Here is a 17,205-nt window from a genome sequence, read left to right as displayed (position 1 = left end):
GTTATGCTCCAGGGTTCACAGAGAGAGGTTCTGTTCGGTTTTGGCGTCAAAGATGTGACACTTGTTGAGATCAAAGGTGAAATAGACTTTGCGATTCAGTCCCTTGGCAATCATCGGCTTCGCATCGTCCGACGGCACGCGGGCGGTCAGCTCATAATCAGCAACCCTGAGATAAACAAAGAATTCATGTCCCATGTTTTCTACGCGTACCATTTCACCCGCGCAGGAACCTTCGGCAAACGGTTCATCGGAGAGAGAGACAAACTCCGGGCGCACGCCAAAGAACACCTGCTGATTCTTATGGGTTTCAACTTTGCTTTGCAGCCGATCGTTGAGCGGCAGCCGCTGATCGCCCAGCGTCAGATGCAGGCGACCACCGTGCTCAACCAACTGGCTGGGACGAATATTCATCTCCGGCGCGCCGATAAACCCGGCGACAAACATATTTTTCGGCTGGTGGTAGAGATTGTCCGGGGTATCAACCTGCATAATGTGGCCGAGCTTCATCACGCAGATGCGGTCGCCCATGGTCATCGCTTCCGTCTGATCGTGGGTGACGTAGACGGTGGTCGCCGGTTTGCCAGATTTTTTCAACTGCTTATGCAGATCGGAAATGCGGATCCGCATCGAGGCGCGCAGCTTGGCGTCAAGGTTGGAGAGCGGTTCGTCGAACAGGAAGACGTCCGGTTTTTTGACGATCGCCCGGCCCACCGCCACGCGCTGCGCCTGGCCGCCGGAGAGCTGGCGCGGCAGGCGATCGAGCAGTTCTTCCAGTTCGAGAATTTTCGCCGCTTCTTCCACCTGTCTGTCGATTTGCGCCTTCGGCAGCTTGCTCAGCTTCAGGCCGAAGGCGAGGTTTTCGCGCACCGTCATATGCGGATAGAGGGCGTAGTTCTGGAACACCATCGCGATGCCACGGGATTTAGGCGCCAGGTTGTTGACGATTTTGTCCCCAATCCGCACCTCGCCGCCGCTGATGGTCTCCAGACCCGCCAGCATGCGCAGGGTGGTCGATTTGGCGCAGCCGGAGGGGCCGACGATCACCATAAATTCGCCATCGGCAATCTTCAGGTCGATACCATGCACCGCTTTAAACCCGTTGGAGTAGACTTTTTCCAGTTTGTTGAAAATCACTTCAGCCATGATATTTCCCTCTTAACCTTTGATTCCGCTGCTGGTCACGCCCTGCACGAAGTAGCATTGAGCCAGGAAGAAGACAATGATGGACGGCAGAATGGAGATGCTCGCCATTGCCAGAATTTCGTTCCACGGCGCGCCTTCCGTGACGTCGATAGACATTTTTAGCGCCAGCGCGATGGGATACTTATCGACGCTGTAGACGTAGATCAGCGGACCGATAAAGTCGTTCATCGACCACATAAACTGGAACAGCGCCACCGAGATAATGGCCGGCTTGAGGATCGGCACCACCACATACCACAGCACCTGGATGGAGTTGCAGCCGTCGATCTGCGCCGCCTCTTCCATATCGCGCGGCACGCCGCGCAGAAACTGGATCAGCATGAAGACGAAGAATCCCTGGGTGGCGAAGGCCAGCGGCAGGTACAGCGGCAGATAGCTGTTCAGCATCCCCATTTCGCGGAACATCAGGTACTGCGGGATCAGCAGGACGGTGCTCGGCAGCAACATGGTGGTGATAAGCGTTGCGAACCAGAACTTCTTCCACGGGATCTCAAAGCGTGCGAAGCCGTACGCCACGATGGTGGAGGAAATGATCGTTAACACCACTTTCGGGATCACATACTTAAAGGTGTTCAGCATATAGTGGCCGAAATGGTATTCGGTGCCGGTCTTCCAGCCGTTGATAAACCCGTCCCAGGTGGCGTGGGCAGGCCACAGCCCGAGGGTGGTGAAGATCTCATGGTTCGGCTTGAACGAGGCGGAGAACATCCACGCCAGCGGGTAGAGCATCAGCAGGCCGACGAATATTAGCACGACGTAGCGCACCACCCGGCTCACCTTTTCCCGGCGCAGCGTACGGGCGACCTCACGATCGGCGTCGCTCATCACCGGCGCCATCTGTTGAATATCAGCCATTTTTGCCTCCCTTATCGGCGGAGTAGAAGACCCAGTATTTCGATGACTTAAAGGCGATCGACGCAAAGACCGCCACGACGAGGAACAGCACCCACGCCAGCGCGGCGCCATAGCCCATGTCGAAGTACTTAAAGGCGGTATCGTAGATATAGAGTGAGAAGAGGTAGGTGTAATAGGTCGGACCGCCGCCGGTTATCACGTACGGGCCGGTAAACTCCTGGAACGCCTGGGTGGTCTGCATAATAAAGTTGAAGAAAATCACCGGGGTGATCAGCGGCACGGTGACCTTCATGAACATCTGCCACTTTGAGGCGCCGTCAATCATTGCCGCCTCATACTGCGACTGCGGAACGTTCTGCAGCGCGGCGAGGAAGATGACCATCGCGGAGCCAAACTGCCAGACGCGCAGCAGGGTGACCGACATCAGCGCCAGGGAGGGTTCCCCCAGCCAGTTGATGGCATCGATGCCAAAGACGGCGAGAAAACTGTTCAGCAGGCCGTCAATGGCGAACAGGGCGCGCCACAGCACGGCAATCGCCACCGAGCTGCCAAGGATCGACGGGATGTAATAGGCGGTGCGGAAAAAGCCGATGCCGCGCAGTTTGAAATTGAGCACAAAAGCAATGCCGAGGGCGAAAGCCAGTTTTAAGGGGATGGTTAAAAAGACGTAGGCAAAGGTCACCCCCATCGATTTCCAGAACAGGCTATCCTCGGTCAACATATAGCGATAGTTTTCGATGCCGTTAAATACCGGCGGGCTCATCAAGTCGTACTCGGTAAAACTGAGAAAGAAAGATGAAACAAAGGGAAAAGCGGTAAAGACGATCAGCCCGATGATATAGGGCGATATCCATGCCAATCCCAGCAGCTTGTTTTCATTCATACATACCTACCTGGCTTACGAGTTGTAATACGGATCCGGTGACGCCGCGCTGTCGGCCTTTTACGCCTGACAACGCAAAAATGTCTGAACGCTTCCTCTGCTTAACATGTCCTTGTTAATTAATGGGTTATTCTTTAACTGGTCTAGCAGGTAAGGGCTGACAGCCCCTTTTTTTATGCTGAACTGTTTTTTATAAAACACCGTTTTAATTTCATTTTATTGCGATTTGTTTCTGCGTCATGCAGATCAGGATGGAAATGTGATCAAAGTCGAAACGATGTTTCAAAAAGGTGAGGTGGTAAGCATTTTGGCCGTAAAGGGCGTCTGAAAGGAATGAAAAATTAGGCTTAACTGAGCGGGAAATATAATTACCAGGATAATGATTGTGGCCGCATCTTTTTATTGAAGGGCGCCGGGCAGTAACCGGGGACGGCGAACGCCCCCGTTATGGATTAGCCTTCAAGAAAATCTTCGCGAATGGGAGTAAAGGTATCGAGCAGCGTGCCGGGCTGCAGGCAGACGCAGCCGTGCATAATCCCCGGCCGCTTATACAACGTATCGCCGGCGCTGACGACGCGCGTCTCCTCGCCGATGGTGAACTCGAACTCGCCGGAAAGCACATAGGTGAGCTGTTCGTGAGGATGGTTATGCATCGGGCCGACGGCACCGGCGGCAAAATTCACCTCCACGGCCATCATTTTGCCGTCGTGGGCCAGAATGCGGCGGGTTACGCCATTGCCGAGGTCTTCAAGGGTGGTGTCTTTATGAAAAATAAACATCGGGCGATCCTGTTGTTAAAGTGAAACATTGTTTCATTTAACTTATCCCACTCTTCATGAAAAAGAAATACGCGGCCAGAGAAGTGGAAAGTTGATCACAAGTTTGCTTCACTGGCAGAAACGACATAAGGAGCAGAAGATGAAAACCATTGGCCTGTTAGGCGGCATGAGCTGGGAGTCCACGATCCCCTATTATCGGTTGATCAATGAGGGCGTTAAGGCGCGACTGGGCGGCCTGCACTCTGCCAGCCTGGTGCTGCACAGCGTCGATTTTCACGACATCGAAGCCTGCCAGTCCGCCGGCGACTGGGATCGCGCCGGGGAGATCCTTGCTGAGGCCGCGGTCGGGCTGCAGCAGGCGGGGGCCGAAGGCATTGTCCTGTGCACCAACACTATGCATAAAGTCGCAGATGCCATCGCCGCCCGCTGCCAGGTTCCCTTCCTGCATATTGCCGATGCCACCGGACGGGCGATTGCCGCCAAAGGTCAGCGCCGGGTCGCGCTGCTGGGCACCCGCTATACCATGGAGCAGACCTTTTATCGCGGTCGTCTGCAGGAGCAGTTTGCCATCGAGACGCTGATCCCTGAGGCTGACGATCGGGCGCAGATCAATCAGATCATCTTCGACGAACTTTGTCTCGGCACCTTCAGCGAGGCGTCGCGGGATTATTATCTGCAGACGATCGCCGCCCTGGCGGAGCAGGGGGCGGAAGGGGTTATTTTCGGCTGTACGGAGATTGGCCTGCTGGTGCCTGCCGAGCTCAGCCCGCTGCCGGTCTTTGACACCGCGGCGATCCACGCGGAAGACGCGGTCAACTTTATGCTCTCTGCAGGACCGACGCCAGCGGCGTGAGGATCTGCGGCAGACTCTGCTGCAGGTGGGCAACAAAGGCGTCGACCAGCGCCGAGCGCGGGCGGTGGAGAGGGCGGATCAGGCTGACGGTAAACGGCACCTCGACGCTGAAGCGGCGCACCACCACGCCGCTATCGGCATAGTCCAGGGCGGTTAACGGATTCACCACCGAGATCCCGGCGCCGGCGCGCACCATGGCGCAGATCGAGGCCGCGCTGTGGGTTTCGACCACCATCCGCCGTTTAACCTGATGCTCAAGGAATAGGGCGTCGAGCAGCTGGCGATAGCTGTCGGTGCGCGACAGGCTGATGTAGTTTTCGCCCTGAAAATCGGCGGGGGTCAGCGTCGCCTGCGCCGCCAGCGGATGGCCGGCGGGCAGCACGCAGACTTCATTCAGCGTCAGCAGCGGGGTGCGTTCGGTGCCCGCGGGGGTATGCAGGGTCTCCGTCAGGCCAAGGTCATGGCGCTGGGCGGAGAGCCACTCCTCCAGCAGCGGCGACTCCTGGGGGACGATCTGCAGGCTGACCTCCGGGTAGCGAGCGAGAAACGGCGGCAACAGCAGCGGCAGAAAGGACTGGGAAAACACCGGCAGACAGGCGATCGACAGCTCGCCCTGGCGGAACTCGCGCAGGCTCTCGGCGGCGCTGACGATACGGTCCAGGCCATACCAGGAGCGCTGAACCTCCTCAAACAAACGCAGGCCCTGCACCGTCGGCTGCAGGCGACCGCGGGTCCGCTCAAACAGCTGCAGGCCGAGCACCTTCTCAAAGCGCGCCAGCTCGCGACTGACGGTGGGTTGCGAGGTGTGCAGCATCCGCGCCGCTTCGGTCAGGTTGCCGGTGGTCATCACCGCGTGAAAGATTTCGATATGACGCAAATTGACGGCTGGCATGCGGTCTCCGTGAGGCTCGGCTGGAACCATATCATTTTTGCATAGAGTCGCGATAAAACGATATTTTTTATTCGTCTGTCACTGTGGCGTAATCAGAAAAAACAGCGACCAACACACGCACTGCACCGGAGTTCTTATGCCACACTCGCTTTACGCCACCGATACTGACCTGACCGCGGACAACCTGCTGCGCCTGCCGGCGGAATTTGGCTGCCCGGTCTGGGTCTATGATGCGCAGATTATTCGCCGCCAGATAGCCCAGCTCAGCCAGTTCGACGTGGTGCGTTTTGCGCAAAAAGCCTGCTCTAACATTCATATTCTGCGTCTGATGCGTGAGCAGGGGGTGAAGGTGGACTCGGTGTCGCTGGGGGAGATCGAGCGGGCGCTGGCGGCAGGCTACGATCCGCAGCAGAATCCCGAGGATATCGTCTTCACCGCCGATCTGATCGACGACGCCACCCTCGATCGGGTGAAGGCGTTACAGATCCCGGTGAACGCCGGCTCGATCGACATGCTGAGCCAGCTGGGCGAGGTGTCGCCGGGCCATCGCGTCTGGCTGCGCGTCAACCCGGGCTTTGGCCACGGCCACAGCCAGAAAACCAATACCGGCGGTGAGAATAGCAAGCATGGCATCTGGTACAGCCACCTGCCGGCGGCGCTGGAAGTGATGCGTCGCTATCAGCTGCAGCTGGTCGGGATCCATATGCATATCGGCTCTGGCGTTGACTATGGTCACCTGGAGCAGGTGTGCGGCGCGATGGTGCGCCAGGTCGTCGACTTTGGCCAGGATCTGCAGGCTATCTCCGCCGGCGGCGGTCTGTCGATTCCTTACCGCGAAGGTGAAGAGGCCATCGACACCGCCCACTATTATGGCCTGTGGAACCGCGCCCGGGAGCAGATCGCGGCCCATCTGGGGCACCCGGTGAAACTGGAGATTGAGCCAGGACGCTTCCTGGTGGCCGAGTCCGGCGTGCTGGTGTCGCAGGTGCGCAGCGTGAAAGAGATGGGCAGCCGTCACTTCGTGCTGATTGACGCCGGCTTTAACGACCTGATGCGCCCGGCAATGTACGGTAGCTATCACCATATCACCGCTCTGGCGGGGGATGGCCGGGATCTCAGCGCCGCGCCGCAGGTCGAAACCGTGGTGGCCGGGCCGCTGTGCGAATCCGGGGATGTCTTTACCCAGCAGGAGGGGGGCAAAGTCGAGACCCGCCTGCTGCCGGCGGTAGCGCCTGGGGATTATCTGGTGCTCCATGACACCGGCGCCTACGGGGCTTCGATGTCATCCAACTATAACAGCCGTCCGCTGCTGCCGGAGGTGCTGTTTGATGGCGGCAAGGCGCGGCTGATCCGCCGTCGCCAGACCATCCAGGAGCTGCTGGCCTTAGAGCTTATTTAAAAAAAGGTCCCGTCGTCACCGACTCGCGAAGCACCAGCGTGCCGGTAAACGGCGGGATCGTTTCTATCGGCTGCTGATTGGCAAGCTTGATCGCCTGGTCGATAGCCGTAGTGATCATGTTGTCGATCGGCAGATAAACCGTCGACAGCCCCGGCTCCAGCCATTTCGCGCTTGGCGCATCGTCGAAGCCAAACAGCGACACATCCTGTGGAATACGCAGCCCCGCCTGATGCAGCGCCTTTGACGCCCCCAGCGCCATATCATCGTTACAGGAAAACAGCGCGCTGAAGCGGGCTTTCTCGTCCAGCAGTTCCCGGCACAGTTCGTAGCCGCGGGTCATCGTCGAGTCTCCATACTTCACCCGGCTCGGATCCCACTCAATACCATGTTTTATCAGCGCGTTGCGGTAGCCCTGCAGGCGAGCCTGGCCGGTAGGGGTATGCATCGGGACGGTGATGCAGGCGATATCGCGGTGGCCCTGGGTAATCAGATACTCCACGGCCTGGAAGGCGGCTTCCTGCTGTTCGAAGAACACGCAGCGTTCGCGGGCCTGCGCCACATCGCGGTTAATCACCACCAGCGGCATGGCGATCGAGTTAATCAGCGACATGATCGCCTTCTCGCTCATGTGCCGGGTATAGAGGATGATCGCATCGCACTGCCGGTCGGCGAGCATCTGCACCGCTTCCTCTTCGCGCTCCGGCGTATCATGGCCGTCGGTGACGATAAGCTGCTTTCCCCAGGCTTCGGTCTGGCGTGACGCCTGCTGCAGCAGACGGCCAAAGTAGAAGCCGTCAAAGGTGGAGACGACCAGCCCGATACTATTGCTGGTCTGATTGGCCAGCGAGCGGGCAAGGAAATTGGGCCGGTAGCCCAGCTCTTCCATCGCTTTAAAGACCTGTTGGCGGGTGCTCTCTTTCACCTGACCTGTGCCGTTCAACACGCGGGAAACCGTCGCTTTCGAGACGCCTGCGCGAATTGAGACATCCAGCATTGTAGCCATTCATCGATTCCTGATTTCACGTGGTAAAGCGCAGTTTATCACAGACCGAAAAGGGACATATCGACGGGGCGGGGCGGAAAAACCATCGCGATCACGCTTTTGGCAGGAACTGACGAGCCGACAGACTCTGGTATGCCAATGTCGATTTTATCGGATATTTGGGATACCACTGTGCGCGTTGCGAGCGCTGTCACAGAACTATTTTTGCCTGGCGACTATGTTTTGGTATGCCAAAAGTCTCTGGCTGTTCACCTGGCCGCAATAAGCCCTTTACTCTGAGGTACTCTTTTATGGCATTACAGGACAAACTGATCGACGCGCTGGGGCGTTTCGCGACGACATTCAACAGCTATCGCTACATTATGGCGATCAAATCGGCGTTTATTACCCTGATGCCGGTGATCATCGTCGGGGCCTTTTCGGTGCTGATCTCCAATATGGTGCTGGATCCGAAGAATGGGCTCGCCAGCTTTTCCTCGCTCTCCTTTCTTGCGGCGCTGAAGCCGATCACCAGCGCGCTTAACTACGCTACGCTCAACTTCCTCAATATCGGCGCCGTGTTTCTGATCGGTATTGAGCTGGGGCGGATCAACGGCATCAAAAGCCTGTTTCCCGGCCTGTTGGCGGTGATCTGCTTTATCTGCGTCACGCCGACCACGGTGGAGATGATGGTCGATGGCCAGATGCACGTGGTGAAAGATGTCCTGCTGCGCCAGTTTTCCGATACCCGCAGTCTGTTCCTTGGGATGTTCATCGCCATTCTGTCAGTGGAGATTTACTGCTGGCTGGAAGGGCGCAAGGGACTGAAGATCAAAATGCCGGATACCGTGCCGCCGAACGTCTCTGCCTCTTTTTCCGCGCTGATCCCGGCGATCATCACTACCACCGCGATCGCCACCTTTGGTTTTCTCTTTCACCAGCTGACGGGAATGTATNTCTACGATGCGGTCTACCAGGTGGTGCAGCAGCCGCTGGAGCGGGTGGTGCAGAGCCTGCCGGGGATCCTGCTGCTGATGTTCGTCGCCCAGCTGTTCTGGGTGATCGGCATTCACGGCAACCAGATGATCAAGCCGATCCGCGAGCCGCTGCTGCTGGGAGCGATCACCGTCAATATGAGCGCTTTTGAGCAGGGGAAAGAGGTACCGAACATCATCACGATGCCCTTCTGGGATGTCTACATGAGCATCGGCGGCTCGGGGCTGACCATCGGCCTGTTGATTGCGGTGATGATCGCCACCAGGCGCAAAGAGATGAAAGAGATCGCCAAGCTGTCGATAGGCCCGGGGCTGTTCAATATTAACGAGCCGGTGATCTTCGGGATGCCGATCATGCTCAACCCGATCCTCGCCATCCCGTTTATCATCACCCCGCTGGTGACCGGCAGCATCGGCTATTTCGCCACCCTGACCGGCTTCGCCGGCAAGGCGGTGGTGATGGTGCCCTGGACCACGCCGCCGCTGATCAACGCCTGGCTCTCCACCGCCGGCTCGATGGGGGCGGTGGTGACCCAGCTTATCTGCATCGTCGTCGCGGTGCTTATCTATCTGCCTTTCGTCAAAATCGCCTCCCGCCGTGCCGATGCCGCGCAGCGTCAGGTAGACAATCAACAAACCGCCAACCCTGTCTGAGGAGCCTATGACTACCGTACGGATGACCATTCCCGATGATTTTATCCTTGGCGCGGCGGCTTCCGCCTGGCAGACCGAAGGCTGGAGCGGGAAAAAACCAGGGCAGGACTCCTGGCCCGATCTCTGGTACAAAAACGATCGCCACGTCTGGCATAACGGCTATGGCCCGGCGGTGGCCACCGATTTTATCAACCGCTTTCAGGAAGATGTGCAGCTGATGAAGCTGGCCGGGCTGACCCACTACCGCACCTCAATCAACTGGTCGCGCTTTCTGACCGACTATGAAAACGTCACGGTGGATGAGGAGTATGCGGCCTATTACGACCAGCTGTTCGATGCGCTGCTAGCCAACGGCATCACGCCGATGATCTGCCTTGAGCATTATGAATTGCCCGGCTATCTGCTGGAAAAGTATGGCGGCTGGGGGTCGAAAACGGTGGTTGAGCTGTTTGTGCGCTATGCGGAGAAGGTGTTTGCCCGCTACCACCCGAAGGTGACGCGCTGGTTTACCTTTAATGAGCCAATTGTGGTGCAGACTCGGGTCTATCTGGATGCTCTGCGCTGGCCCTATGAGCAGAACACCAGCACCTGGATGCAGTGGAACTATCATAAGGTGCTGGCGGCCGCCAGCGTCGTGAAGCGGTTTCGCGAGCTCGGCTATCCCGGGACCGTCGGCTGCATCCTCAATCCGGAGGTGACCTACCCACGCTCACGCGCCCCCCATGACCTGCGCGCGGCGGAGATCTACGATCTGTTCTACAACCGCATGTTCCTCGACCCGCTGGTGCACGGCGTCTGGCCGCCGGAGCTTCTCGCGCTGCTTGAGCAGCATCAGGTGACGTGGGAGACCAGCGAGGAGGATCTGGCGGTTATCCGCGAGCACACCGTCGATGAGCTGGGGATTAATCTTTACTACCCGCACCGGGTCAAAGCCCCGTCGCGGGCCTGGCATCCGCATACCCCGTTCCATCCGGCCTGGTATTATGAGCCGTTTGAGCTGCCCGGCCGGCGGATGAACGCCTCCCGCGGCTGGGAAATCTACCCGCAAATCATCTTTGATATGGCGATGCGGATAAAAAATGACTATCGCAACATCCCGTGGTTCGTGGCGGAGAGCGGGATGGGGGTGGAAAACGAAGGCCAGTTCCGTAACCGCGAAGGCGTCATCGATGACAGCTACCGCATTCGTTTTATCAGCGAACATCTGTGGCACACCCTGCGCGCCCGCGAGGCAGGGGCCAACTGCCAGGGCTATATGCTGTGGGCGTTTACCGACAACGTATCGCCGATGAACGCCTTTAAAAACCGCTACGGGCTTATCGAAATCGATCTGCAAAACCATCGCGCCCGGCGACCCAAAGCCTCGGCGCACTGGTTTCGTCAACTGGGCGAACGGCGTGAACTGGTGCTGGATATCGATGATGAATACCGCTAGCCGGGGGCAATATTTGCTAAGATAGCGGCGTATTTGACTCGCAGGCATGTAACGCACAGGTGATTTTGTGGAAAAAGCGATAGTTCCGCCGGAAAAGAAGCCCTATCAGGAGATTGGTGATGACCTGCGCGCCCAGATCGCGCAGGGGCGCTACCCGGTCGGGTCGCGTTTGCCGCCGGAACGCCATATTGCCGAAACCTATGGCGTCAGCCGGACCATCGTGCGCGAAGCGCTGCTGATGCTGGAGCTGCAGGGGACGGTGGATATTCGTCAGGGATCCGGGGTGTATGTCATGCGCATTCCCCACGAGAACGACAGCGAAGAGGAGCAGCTGCTCAGCAGCGACGTCGGCCCGTTTGAAATTCTCCAGGCGCGCCAGCTGCTGGAGAGCAACATCGCCGCCTTTGCCGCGAAAATGGCCACCCGCGCCGATATCGACAATCTGAAGCGGATTATTGAACAGGAGCAGCGGGCAATCGCTCTCAACGACACCGCGCAGGATAACGCTCGTCTGTTCCATCTGGTGCTCGCCGGGGCGACGCAGAACCAGATGCTGTTGGCGACGGTAGAGCGGATCTGGCTGCAGATGGACAGCAGCCCGCTGTGGCAGCAGTTCAATGTGCATATTGCCAGCCGCGCCTGGCGGCTGAAATGGCTCGGCGACCGGCAGACCCTGCTCGCCGCGCTGCGGCGTCGCGATGTAATGGGCGCCTGGCAGGCGATGTGGCAGCATCTGGAAAACGTCAAAAACAGCCTGCTGGAGCTGTCCGATGAGGACGCCCCCGACTTTGACGGCTATCTGTTCGACTCAGTGCCGATTTTTCAGGGGAAGCTGGTATGACGATCCTGCCGCTGTACGCTGCGCCGCAGTATGCCCCGCAGGTGACCGACTGGCTGTGGCAGGCCTTTGGCGGCGAGACGCTGCCGCGGCAATTCTTCGCCAGCATCGTGCAGCATAGCCAGACGGCGGAGGCGCTGCCGTTGACCTTTATTGCCGTGGAAGGCGAGCAGTTGCTCGGCACGATTGGCCTCTGGCGCTGCGATTTGATCAGCCGCCAGGATCTGTTTCCCTGGCTGGCGGCGCTGTACGTCGCGCCCGCCGCCCGCGGTCAGGGGCTGGCCGGAAAACTGCAGCGGCATGTGATCGATTATGCCCGCCGCGCGGGCTTTCGGGAGCTCTATCTCTACTCCACCTGCCGGGATTTCTATGAACGCTTCGGCTGGCGCTACATCGGCGAGGGGCTGGATTACCCGGCCACCGCCGTGCACCTCTATCGCTATGACTTATCGCCTTCCTGCGGGGCGACCACCGAGTGACGACGGACCAGCGTCGGGCTGAACAGATGGGTGATCTCCGGCGCCGGCCGCTGCTCCGCCAGGGCTAAAGCCAGCTCGGCCGCCTGGGTCGCCATCGTGACGATCGGATAGCGGACGGTAGTCAACCGCGGGCGGACATAGCGCGAAATCAGGACATCGTCGAAGCCAATCAGCGAAATCTCCCGCGGAACGTCGATGCCATTGTCATTCAGCACCCCCATCGCGCCGGCGGCCATCGAGTCGTTATAGCAGGCGACGGCGCTAAAGTGGCGGCCGCGGCCAAGCAGTTCGGTCATCGCCTGTTCGCCGCCGCTTTCATCCGGCTCGGCAAACGTGACCAGCCGGTCGTTGCACGGCAGGCCGCTCTCCTCCAGCGCCGCGTAGTACCCCTGCAGCCGATCTTCCGCATCGGAGATATCATGGTTTGAGCACAGATAGCCGATACGCGTGTGCCCCTGCTGGATCAAATGGCGGGTCGCCAGCCAGGCGCCGTAGCGGTCGTCCAGCGCCACGCAGCGGGTTTCATATCCGGGCAGGATGCGGTTGATCAGCACCATACCCGGGATCTGTTTCATCAGCCCGGCGAGTTCCTCATCGGGGATCATTTTGGCGTGCACCACCAACGCCGCGCAGCGATGGCGGATCAGCTGCTCTATCGCCTGGCGCTCCTTCTGCACGTTGTGGTAGCCATTGCCAATCAGCAAAAAATTGCCGGTGCGGTAGGCCACCTGTTCGACGGCTTTGACCATCGCGCCGAAGAAGGGGTCGGAGACATCGCCCACCACCAGACCGACGGTTTCCGTTGACTGCTGGGCTAGCGCCCGGGCGTTCGCGTTGGGGTGATAGTTCAGGGTTTCCATCGCCGCGCCCACGGACTGACGCGAAGCTTCGCTGGCTTTGGGAGAGTTGTTGATGACGCGGGAGACGGTAGCGACGGAGACTCCTGCGAGTCGGGCTACATCCTTAATAGTCGCCATACCATGCCTTTTCTAGGGTAAGCGTTTACATACTGCTATGTTACGGGAAAGAGCGGCAGATTCAAGGCGCGGCGGCGAAGGAATGGCGCAAATGTGATTCAGCGCGGGCTTATCGGTGACCTGTTTACATTGACGCGATCGGTAATTGAAACCGGCGCAGGAAAATACAAACCTTTGCTTACACTTTGCGATGCGCTGTTGCGAATGTTCGCTGGTTTGTTCGCGGATCCGGTTGATATTCTGGCTATCCCAGAGGTATTGATAGGTGGAGTCAACGTCACGTTGACCACTTTACTTACACCAGCCTGCGCAGATGCGCAGGTTTTTTTTTGCCCGCTATCGGCGTTGTTACAGATAGCGAAAATCGTAATACCTCGTTGCACTTAGGCTCACTCCCTTGCGTTTTCCCGCTGGCCCGTTACGGCCAAAAAACGTGACAATCGAGATCCCAGAGGTATTGATAGGTGAGTTTCTCAGGTACGCTCTTCGTACTGAACGTCTTACACCGACCTGCGCGGATGCGCAGGTTTTTTTTATTCCGAAAATCCCCCCGCTGCACTGCTTTCCCATGCCTTCTCGTGTAACCTGCTTTGACTCATCAACCGGTCACATGGAGTTGTTATGCTTTTGGGATTTTTCAGACTGCTGTTCAAGGGGTTATACCGGGTCAGACTGACCGGCGACACGCAGGCTTTATACCAGCAAAAGGTCTTAATCACCCCGAACCACGTCTCTTTCCTCGACGGCATTCTGCTGGCGCTGTTTTTGCCGGTCCGACCGGTTTTTGCGGTCTATACCTCAATCAGCCAGCGCTGGTTTATGCGCGCGCTGACGCCGATTATCGATTTTGTGCCGCTGGACCCGACCAAGCCGATGTCGATCAAACATCTGGTGCGCCTGATTGAGCAGGGGCGGCCGGTGGTTATTTTCCCGGAAGGGCGAATTTCGGTCAGCGGCTCGCTGATGAAAATTTATGACGGCGCCGCCTTTGTCGCCGCCAAATCGCAGGCGACCATTGTGCCGCTGCGTATTGAAGGCGCCGAACTGACGCCCTTCAGCCGGCTGAAGGGGCTGGTGAAACGTCGCCTGTTCCCGCGTATTCAGCTGCATCTCCTGCCGCCCACCCATCTGCCGATGCCCGAGGCGCCGCGCGCCCGCGACCGGCGCAAAATCGCCGGGGAGATGCTGCATCAGATCATGATGGAAGCCCGGATGGCGGTGCGCCCGCGGGAAACCCTGTATGAGTCGCTGCTGGCGGCGCAGGACCGCTTCGGCGCGCGCAAACCCTGCGTGGAGGATATCAACTTCCAGCCGGATACCTATCGCAAGCTGCTAACCAAAACCCTGTTTGTCGCCCGCATTCTGGAAAAATACAGCCAGCCGGGCGAGAAGATCGGCCTGATGCTGCCTAACGCCGGCATCAGCGCGGCGGTGATTTTCGGCGCTATCGCCCGCGGGCGTATTCCGGCGATGATGAACTATACCGCCGGGGTGAAAGGGCTCAGCAGCGCGATAGCCGCCGCGGAGCTCAACACCATTTTCACCTCGCGCACCTTCCTCGATAAAGGCAAACTCTGGCACCTGCCGGAGCAGCTGACCCAGGTGCGCTGGGTATTCCTGGAAGATCTTAAAGGCGATATCACCCTCGCTGACAAACTGTGGATTTTTGCTCATCTGCTGGCGCCGCGTCTGGCGCAGGTTAAGCAGCAGCCGGAAGACGCGGCGATGATCCTCTTCACCTCCGGTTCCGAGGGCAATCCGAAAGGGGTGGTGCACAGCCATAAGAGTCTGCTGTCCAACGTCGAGCAGATCAAAACTATCGCCGACTTTACCGCCAATGACCGCTTTATGTCGGCGCTGCCGCTGTTCCACTCTTTTGGCCTCACCGTCGGCCTGCTGACGCCGCTGCTTACCGGGGCGGAAGTGTTTCTCTATCCCAGCCCGCTGCACTATCGCGTGGTGCCGGAGCTGGTCTACGATCGCAACTGTACGGTGCTGTTCGGCACTTCGACCTTCCTCGCCAACTATGCCCGTTTCGCCAATCCGTACGATTTTTACCGCCTGCGCTACGTGGTCGCCGGGGCGGAGAAGCTGCAGGAGAGCACCAAACAGCTGTGGCAGGATAAATTCGGCCTGCGCATTCTCGAAGGCTATGGCGTGACCGAGTGCGCGCCGGTGGTCTCGATTAACGTGCCGATGGCGGCGAAGGTCGGCACCGTGGGCCGCATCCTGCCGGGGATGGACGCCCGCCTGCTGGCGATGCCAGGCATTGATCAAGGGGGGCGGCTGCAGCTGAAAGGGCCGAACATCATGAAAGGCTACCTGCGGGTGGAAAACCCCGGCGTGCTGGAAGCGCCTGCGGCGGAAAACCAGCACGGCGAGATGGAAGCGGGCTGGTATGACACCGGGGATATCGTTACCTTCGACGAGCAGGGCTATGTCCGCATTCAGGGCCGCGCGAAGCGCTTCGCCAAAATCGCCGGCGAGATGATCTCCCTCGAGATGGTGGAGCAGGTGGCCCTCGGCGCGTCGCCGGACAAAATGCACGCCACGGCGATTAAACAGGACGCCAGCAAAGGCGAGGCGCTGGTGCTGTTTACCACCGATAATGAACTGACTCGTGAAGCCCTGCTGCGCTACGCCCGCCAGCACGGCGTACCGGAGCTGGCGGTGCCGCGAGATATACGCTGGCTGAAACAGCTACCGGTGCTCGGCAGCGGCAAGCCAGACTATGTCACCCTGAAAAATATGGTCGACGAGGCGGAAACAACCCATGAGTGAGTCAGTACATACTAACCCTTCGCTGTACTCGAAAGGGATGCTGGCGGTGATCTGCGCCCAGTTCCTGTCGGCCTTCGGCGACAATGCGCTTCTCTTCGCCACCCTGGCGCTGATGAAGCAGCTCTATTATCCGGAGTGGAGCCAGCCGGTCCTGCAGATGTTGTTTGTGGGCGCTTACATCCTCTTTGCCCCCTTTGTCGGCCAGTTCGCCGATAGCTTTGCCAAAGGCCGGGTGATGATGGTGGCCAACGGCCTGAAACTGCTCGGCGCCGGCTGCATCTGCTTCGGCGTCAATCCGTTTATCGGCTATACGCTGGTGGGGATTGGCGCCGCCGCCTATTCGCCGGCCAAGTATGGCATTCTCGGCGAACTCACCACCGGCGATAAGTTAGTGAAGGCTAACGGACTGATGGAGTCCTCGACCATCGCGGCGATCCTGCTGGGCTCCATGGCCGGCGGGATCCTCGCCGACTGGCACGTGCTGGCGGCGCTGATCGTCTGCGCGCTGGTCTACGGCGGGGCGGTAGTGGCTAACCTGTGGATACCCAGGCTGCCGGCAGCGCGTCCGGGGCAGTCGTGGCGTTTTAAGCCAATGACGCACAGCTTCTTCAGCGCCTGCCGGACGCTGTGGCGCAACGGCGAAACCCGCTTTTCGCTGATGGGCACCAGCCTGTTCTGGGGCGCTGGCGTGACCCTGCGTTTCCTGCTGGTGATCTGGGTGCCGGTGGCGCTGGGCATTACCAGCAACGCCATGCCCACCTATCTTAATGCGATGGTGGCGGTGGGGATTGTGCTGGGTGCCGGGGCGGCGGCGAAGCTGGTGACCCTGGAGACGGTGTCGCGCTGTATGCCGGCCGGGATTTTGATCGGTATCGCGGTGATAGCCTTTGCGGTGCAGCAGTCGCTGCTGCCGGCGTTCGGTCTGCTGCTGCTGCTCGGGGTGTTCGGCGGGTTCTTTATCGTACCGCTGAACGCGCTGCTGCAGGAGCGTGGGAAACATTCGGTCGGGGCAGGTAACGCCATTGCGGTACAGAACCTCGGTGAGAACGTGGCGATGCTGCTGATGCTGGGGCTCTATTCCCTGGCGGTGAGCGTGGGCGTTCCACCGGTCGCCGTGGGGATAGGCTTTGGCGCGGTATTCGCCGTGGCCATTGCCGCGCTGTGGGTCTGGGGGCGGCGTAAATAACCTCCCGGCTTGCG

The 17,205-nt window shown here is 59.0% G+C and carries 15 protein-coding genes; 8 read left to right on the top strand and 7 right to left on the bottom strand.

Annotated elements, in window-relative coordinates; all coding sequences use genetic code 11:
* Positions 1 to 15 precede the first annotated feature (15 nt).
* The 4 genes from VZP09_RS16420 to VZP09_RS16405 form a co-directional block, all read right to left on the bottom strand.
* Positions 16 to 1,143, bottom strand: coding sequence for an ABC transporter ATP-binding protein (locus VZP09_RS16420; protein ID WP_004149643.1), 1,128 nt, complete (start codon positions 1,141 to 1,143; stop codon positions 16 to 18).
* Positions 1,144 to 1,155: 12 nt separating this feature from the next.
* Positions 1,156 to 2,058 carry a carbohydrate ABC transporter permease gene (locus VZP09_RS16415; protein ID WP_328795286.1) on the bottom strand — a complete coding sequence of 301 codons (903 nt, stop codon included), beginning with the start codon at positions 2,056 to 2,058 and terminating at the stop codon, positions 1,156 to 1,158.
* A complete protein-coding gene (locus VZP09_RS16410; RefSeq protein ID WP_002915995.1) occupies positions 2,051 to 2,941 on the bottom strand; it encodes a carbohydrate ABC transporter permease in 891 nt (296 codons plus the stop codon). The genes VZP09_RS16415 and VZP09_RS16410 overlap by 8 nt, the downstream gene beginning before the upstream one ends.
* Positions 2,942 to 3,393: 452 nt before the next feature.
* Positions 3,394 to 3,720 (bottom strand): cupin domain-containing protein, encoded by a 327-nt coding sequence (locus tag VZP09_RS16405; protein ID WP_002915993.1) that lies wholly within the window; start codon positions 3,718 to 3,720, stop codon positions 3,394 to 3,396.
* Between the two features lie 139 nt (positions 3,721 to 3,859).
* Between VZP09_RS16405 and VZP09_RS16400 the strand changes: the two genes are divergently transcribed.
* On the top strand, positions 3,860 to 4,573 hold the full coding sequence (locus tag VZP09_RS16400) for an aspartate/glutamate racemase (protein WP_002915992.1): 714 nt from the start codon (positions 3,860 to 3,862) through the stop codon (positions 4,571 to 4,573).
* Here VZP09_RS16400 and VZP09_RS16395 read toward each other — a convergent pair.
* Complete coding sequence (locus VZP09_RS16395) at positions 4,539 to 5,465, bottom strand: LysR family transcriptional regulator (protein ID WP_002915991.1); 927 nt, start codon at positions 5,463 to 5,465, stop codon at positions 4,539 to 4,541. The genes VZP09_RS16400 and VZP09_RS16395 overlap by 35 nt on opposite strands.
* Positions 5,466 to 5,601: 136 nt before the next feature.
* Between VZP09_RS16395 and lysA the strand changes: the two genes are divergently transcribed.
* On the top strand, positions 5,602 to 6,864 hold the full coding sequence (gene lysA / locus VZP09_RS16390) for a diaminopimelate decarboxylase (RefSeq protein ID WP_002915990.1): 1,263 nt from the start codon (positions 5,602 to 5,604) through the stop codon (positions 6,862 to 6,864).
* On the opposite strand, the gene VZP09_RS16385 is transcribed toward lysA, so the two are convergent.
* Complete coding sequence (locus VZP09_RS16385; RefSeq protein WP_004229436.1) at positions 6,857 to 7,858, bottom strand: LacI family DNA-binding transcriptional regulator; 1,002 nt, start codon at positions 7,856 to 7,858, stop codon at positions 6,857 to 6,859. The genes lysA and VZP09_RS16385 overlap by 8 nt on opposite strands.
* Before the next feature lie 299 nt (positions 7,859 to 8,157).
* Here VZP09_RS16385 and VZP09_RS16380 point away from each other — a divergent pair, with 299 nt between their 5' ends.
* The 4 genes from VZP09_RS16380 (at position 8,158) to VZP09_RS16365 (ending at position 12,247) form a co-directional block, all read left to right on the top strand.
* Positions 8,158 to 9,495, top strand: a complete 1,338-nt coding sequence (locus VZP09_RS16380; protein WP_328795285.1) for a PTS sugar transporter subunit IIC — start codon at positions 8,158 to 8,160, stop codon at positions 9,493 to 9,495.
* Between the two features lie 7 nt (positions 9,496 to 9,502).
* Positions 9,503 to 10,930: a glycoside hydrolase family 1 protein gene (locus VZP09_RS16375; RefSeq protein WP_135729526.1), complete on the top strand. Its 1,428-nt coding sequence runs from the start codon at positions 9,503 to 9,505 to the stop codon at positions 10,928 to 10,930.
* Between the two features lie 67 nt (positions 10,931 to 10,997).
* Entirely contained in the window at positions 10,998 to 11,771 is a 774-nt protein-coding gene (locus VZP09_RS16370; protein ID WP_002915985.1) for a GntR family transcriptional regulator, read from the top strand.
* On the top strand, positions 11,768 to 12,247 hold the full coding sequence (locus tag VZP09_RS16365; protein ID WP_032433583.1) for a GNAT family N-acetyltransferase: 480 nt from the start codon (positions 11,768 to 11,770) through the stop codon (positions 12,245 to 12,247). The genes VZP09_RS16370 and VZP09_RS16365 overlap by 4 nt, the downstream gene beginning before the upstream one ends.
* On the opposite strand, the gene galR is transcribed toward VZP09_RS16365, so the two are convergent.
* A complete protein-coding gene (galR, locus tag VZP09_RS16360) occupies positions 12,208 to 13,224 on the bottom strand; it encodes an HTH-type transcriptional regulator GalR (RefSeq protein WP_002915981.1) in 1,017 nt (338 codons plus the stop codon). The genes VZP09_RS16365 and galR overlap by 40 nt on opposite strands.
* A gap of 621 nt (positions 13,225 to 13,845) precedes the next feature.
* Here galR and aas point away from each other — a divergent pair.
* Together aas and lplT are read left to right on the top strand one after the other, a co-directional pair.
* The gene (aas, locus tag VZP09_RS16350; protein WP_002915977.1) at positions 13,846 to 16,005 is read left to right on the top strand and encodes a bifunctional acyl-ACP--phospholipid O-acyltransferase/long-chain-fatty-acid--ACP ligase; all 2,160 of its coding nucleotides are present in this window, start codon (positions 13,846 to 13,848) and stop codon (positions 16,003 to 16,005) included.
* On the top strand, positions 15,998 to 17,191 hold the full coding sequence (lplT, locus tag VZP09_RS16345; RefSeq protein WP_002915976.1) for a lysophospholipid transporter LplT: 1,194 nt from the start codon (positions 15,998 to 16,000) through the stop codon (positions 17,189 to 17,191). The genes aas and lplT overlap by 8 nt, the downstream gene beginning before the upstream one ends.
* Positions 17,192 to 17,205: the final 14 nt, after the last annotated feature.

The organism is Klebsiella sp. EMBS2024, from assembly GCF_036233805.1.
GTDB lineage: Bacteria > Pseudomonadota > Gammaproteobacteria > Enterobacterales > Enterobacteriaceae > Klebsiella > Klebsiella pneumoniae.
This window is presented reverse-complemented; position numbering and strand designations above follow the sequence as displayed.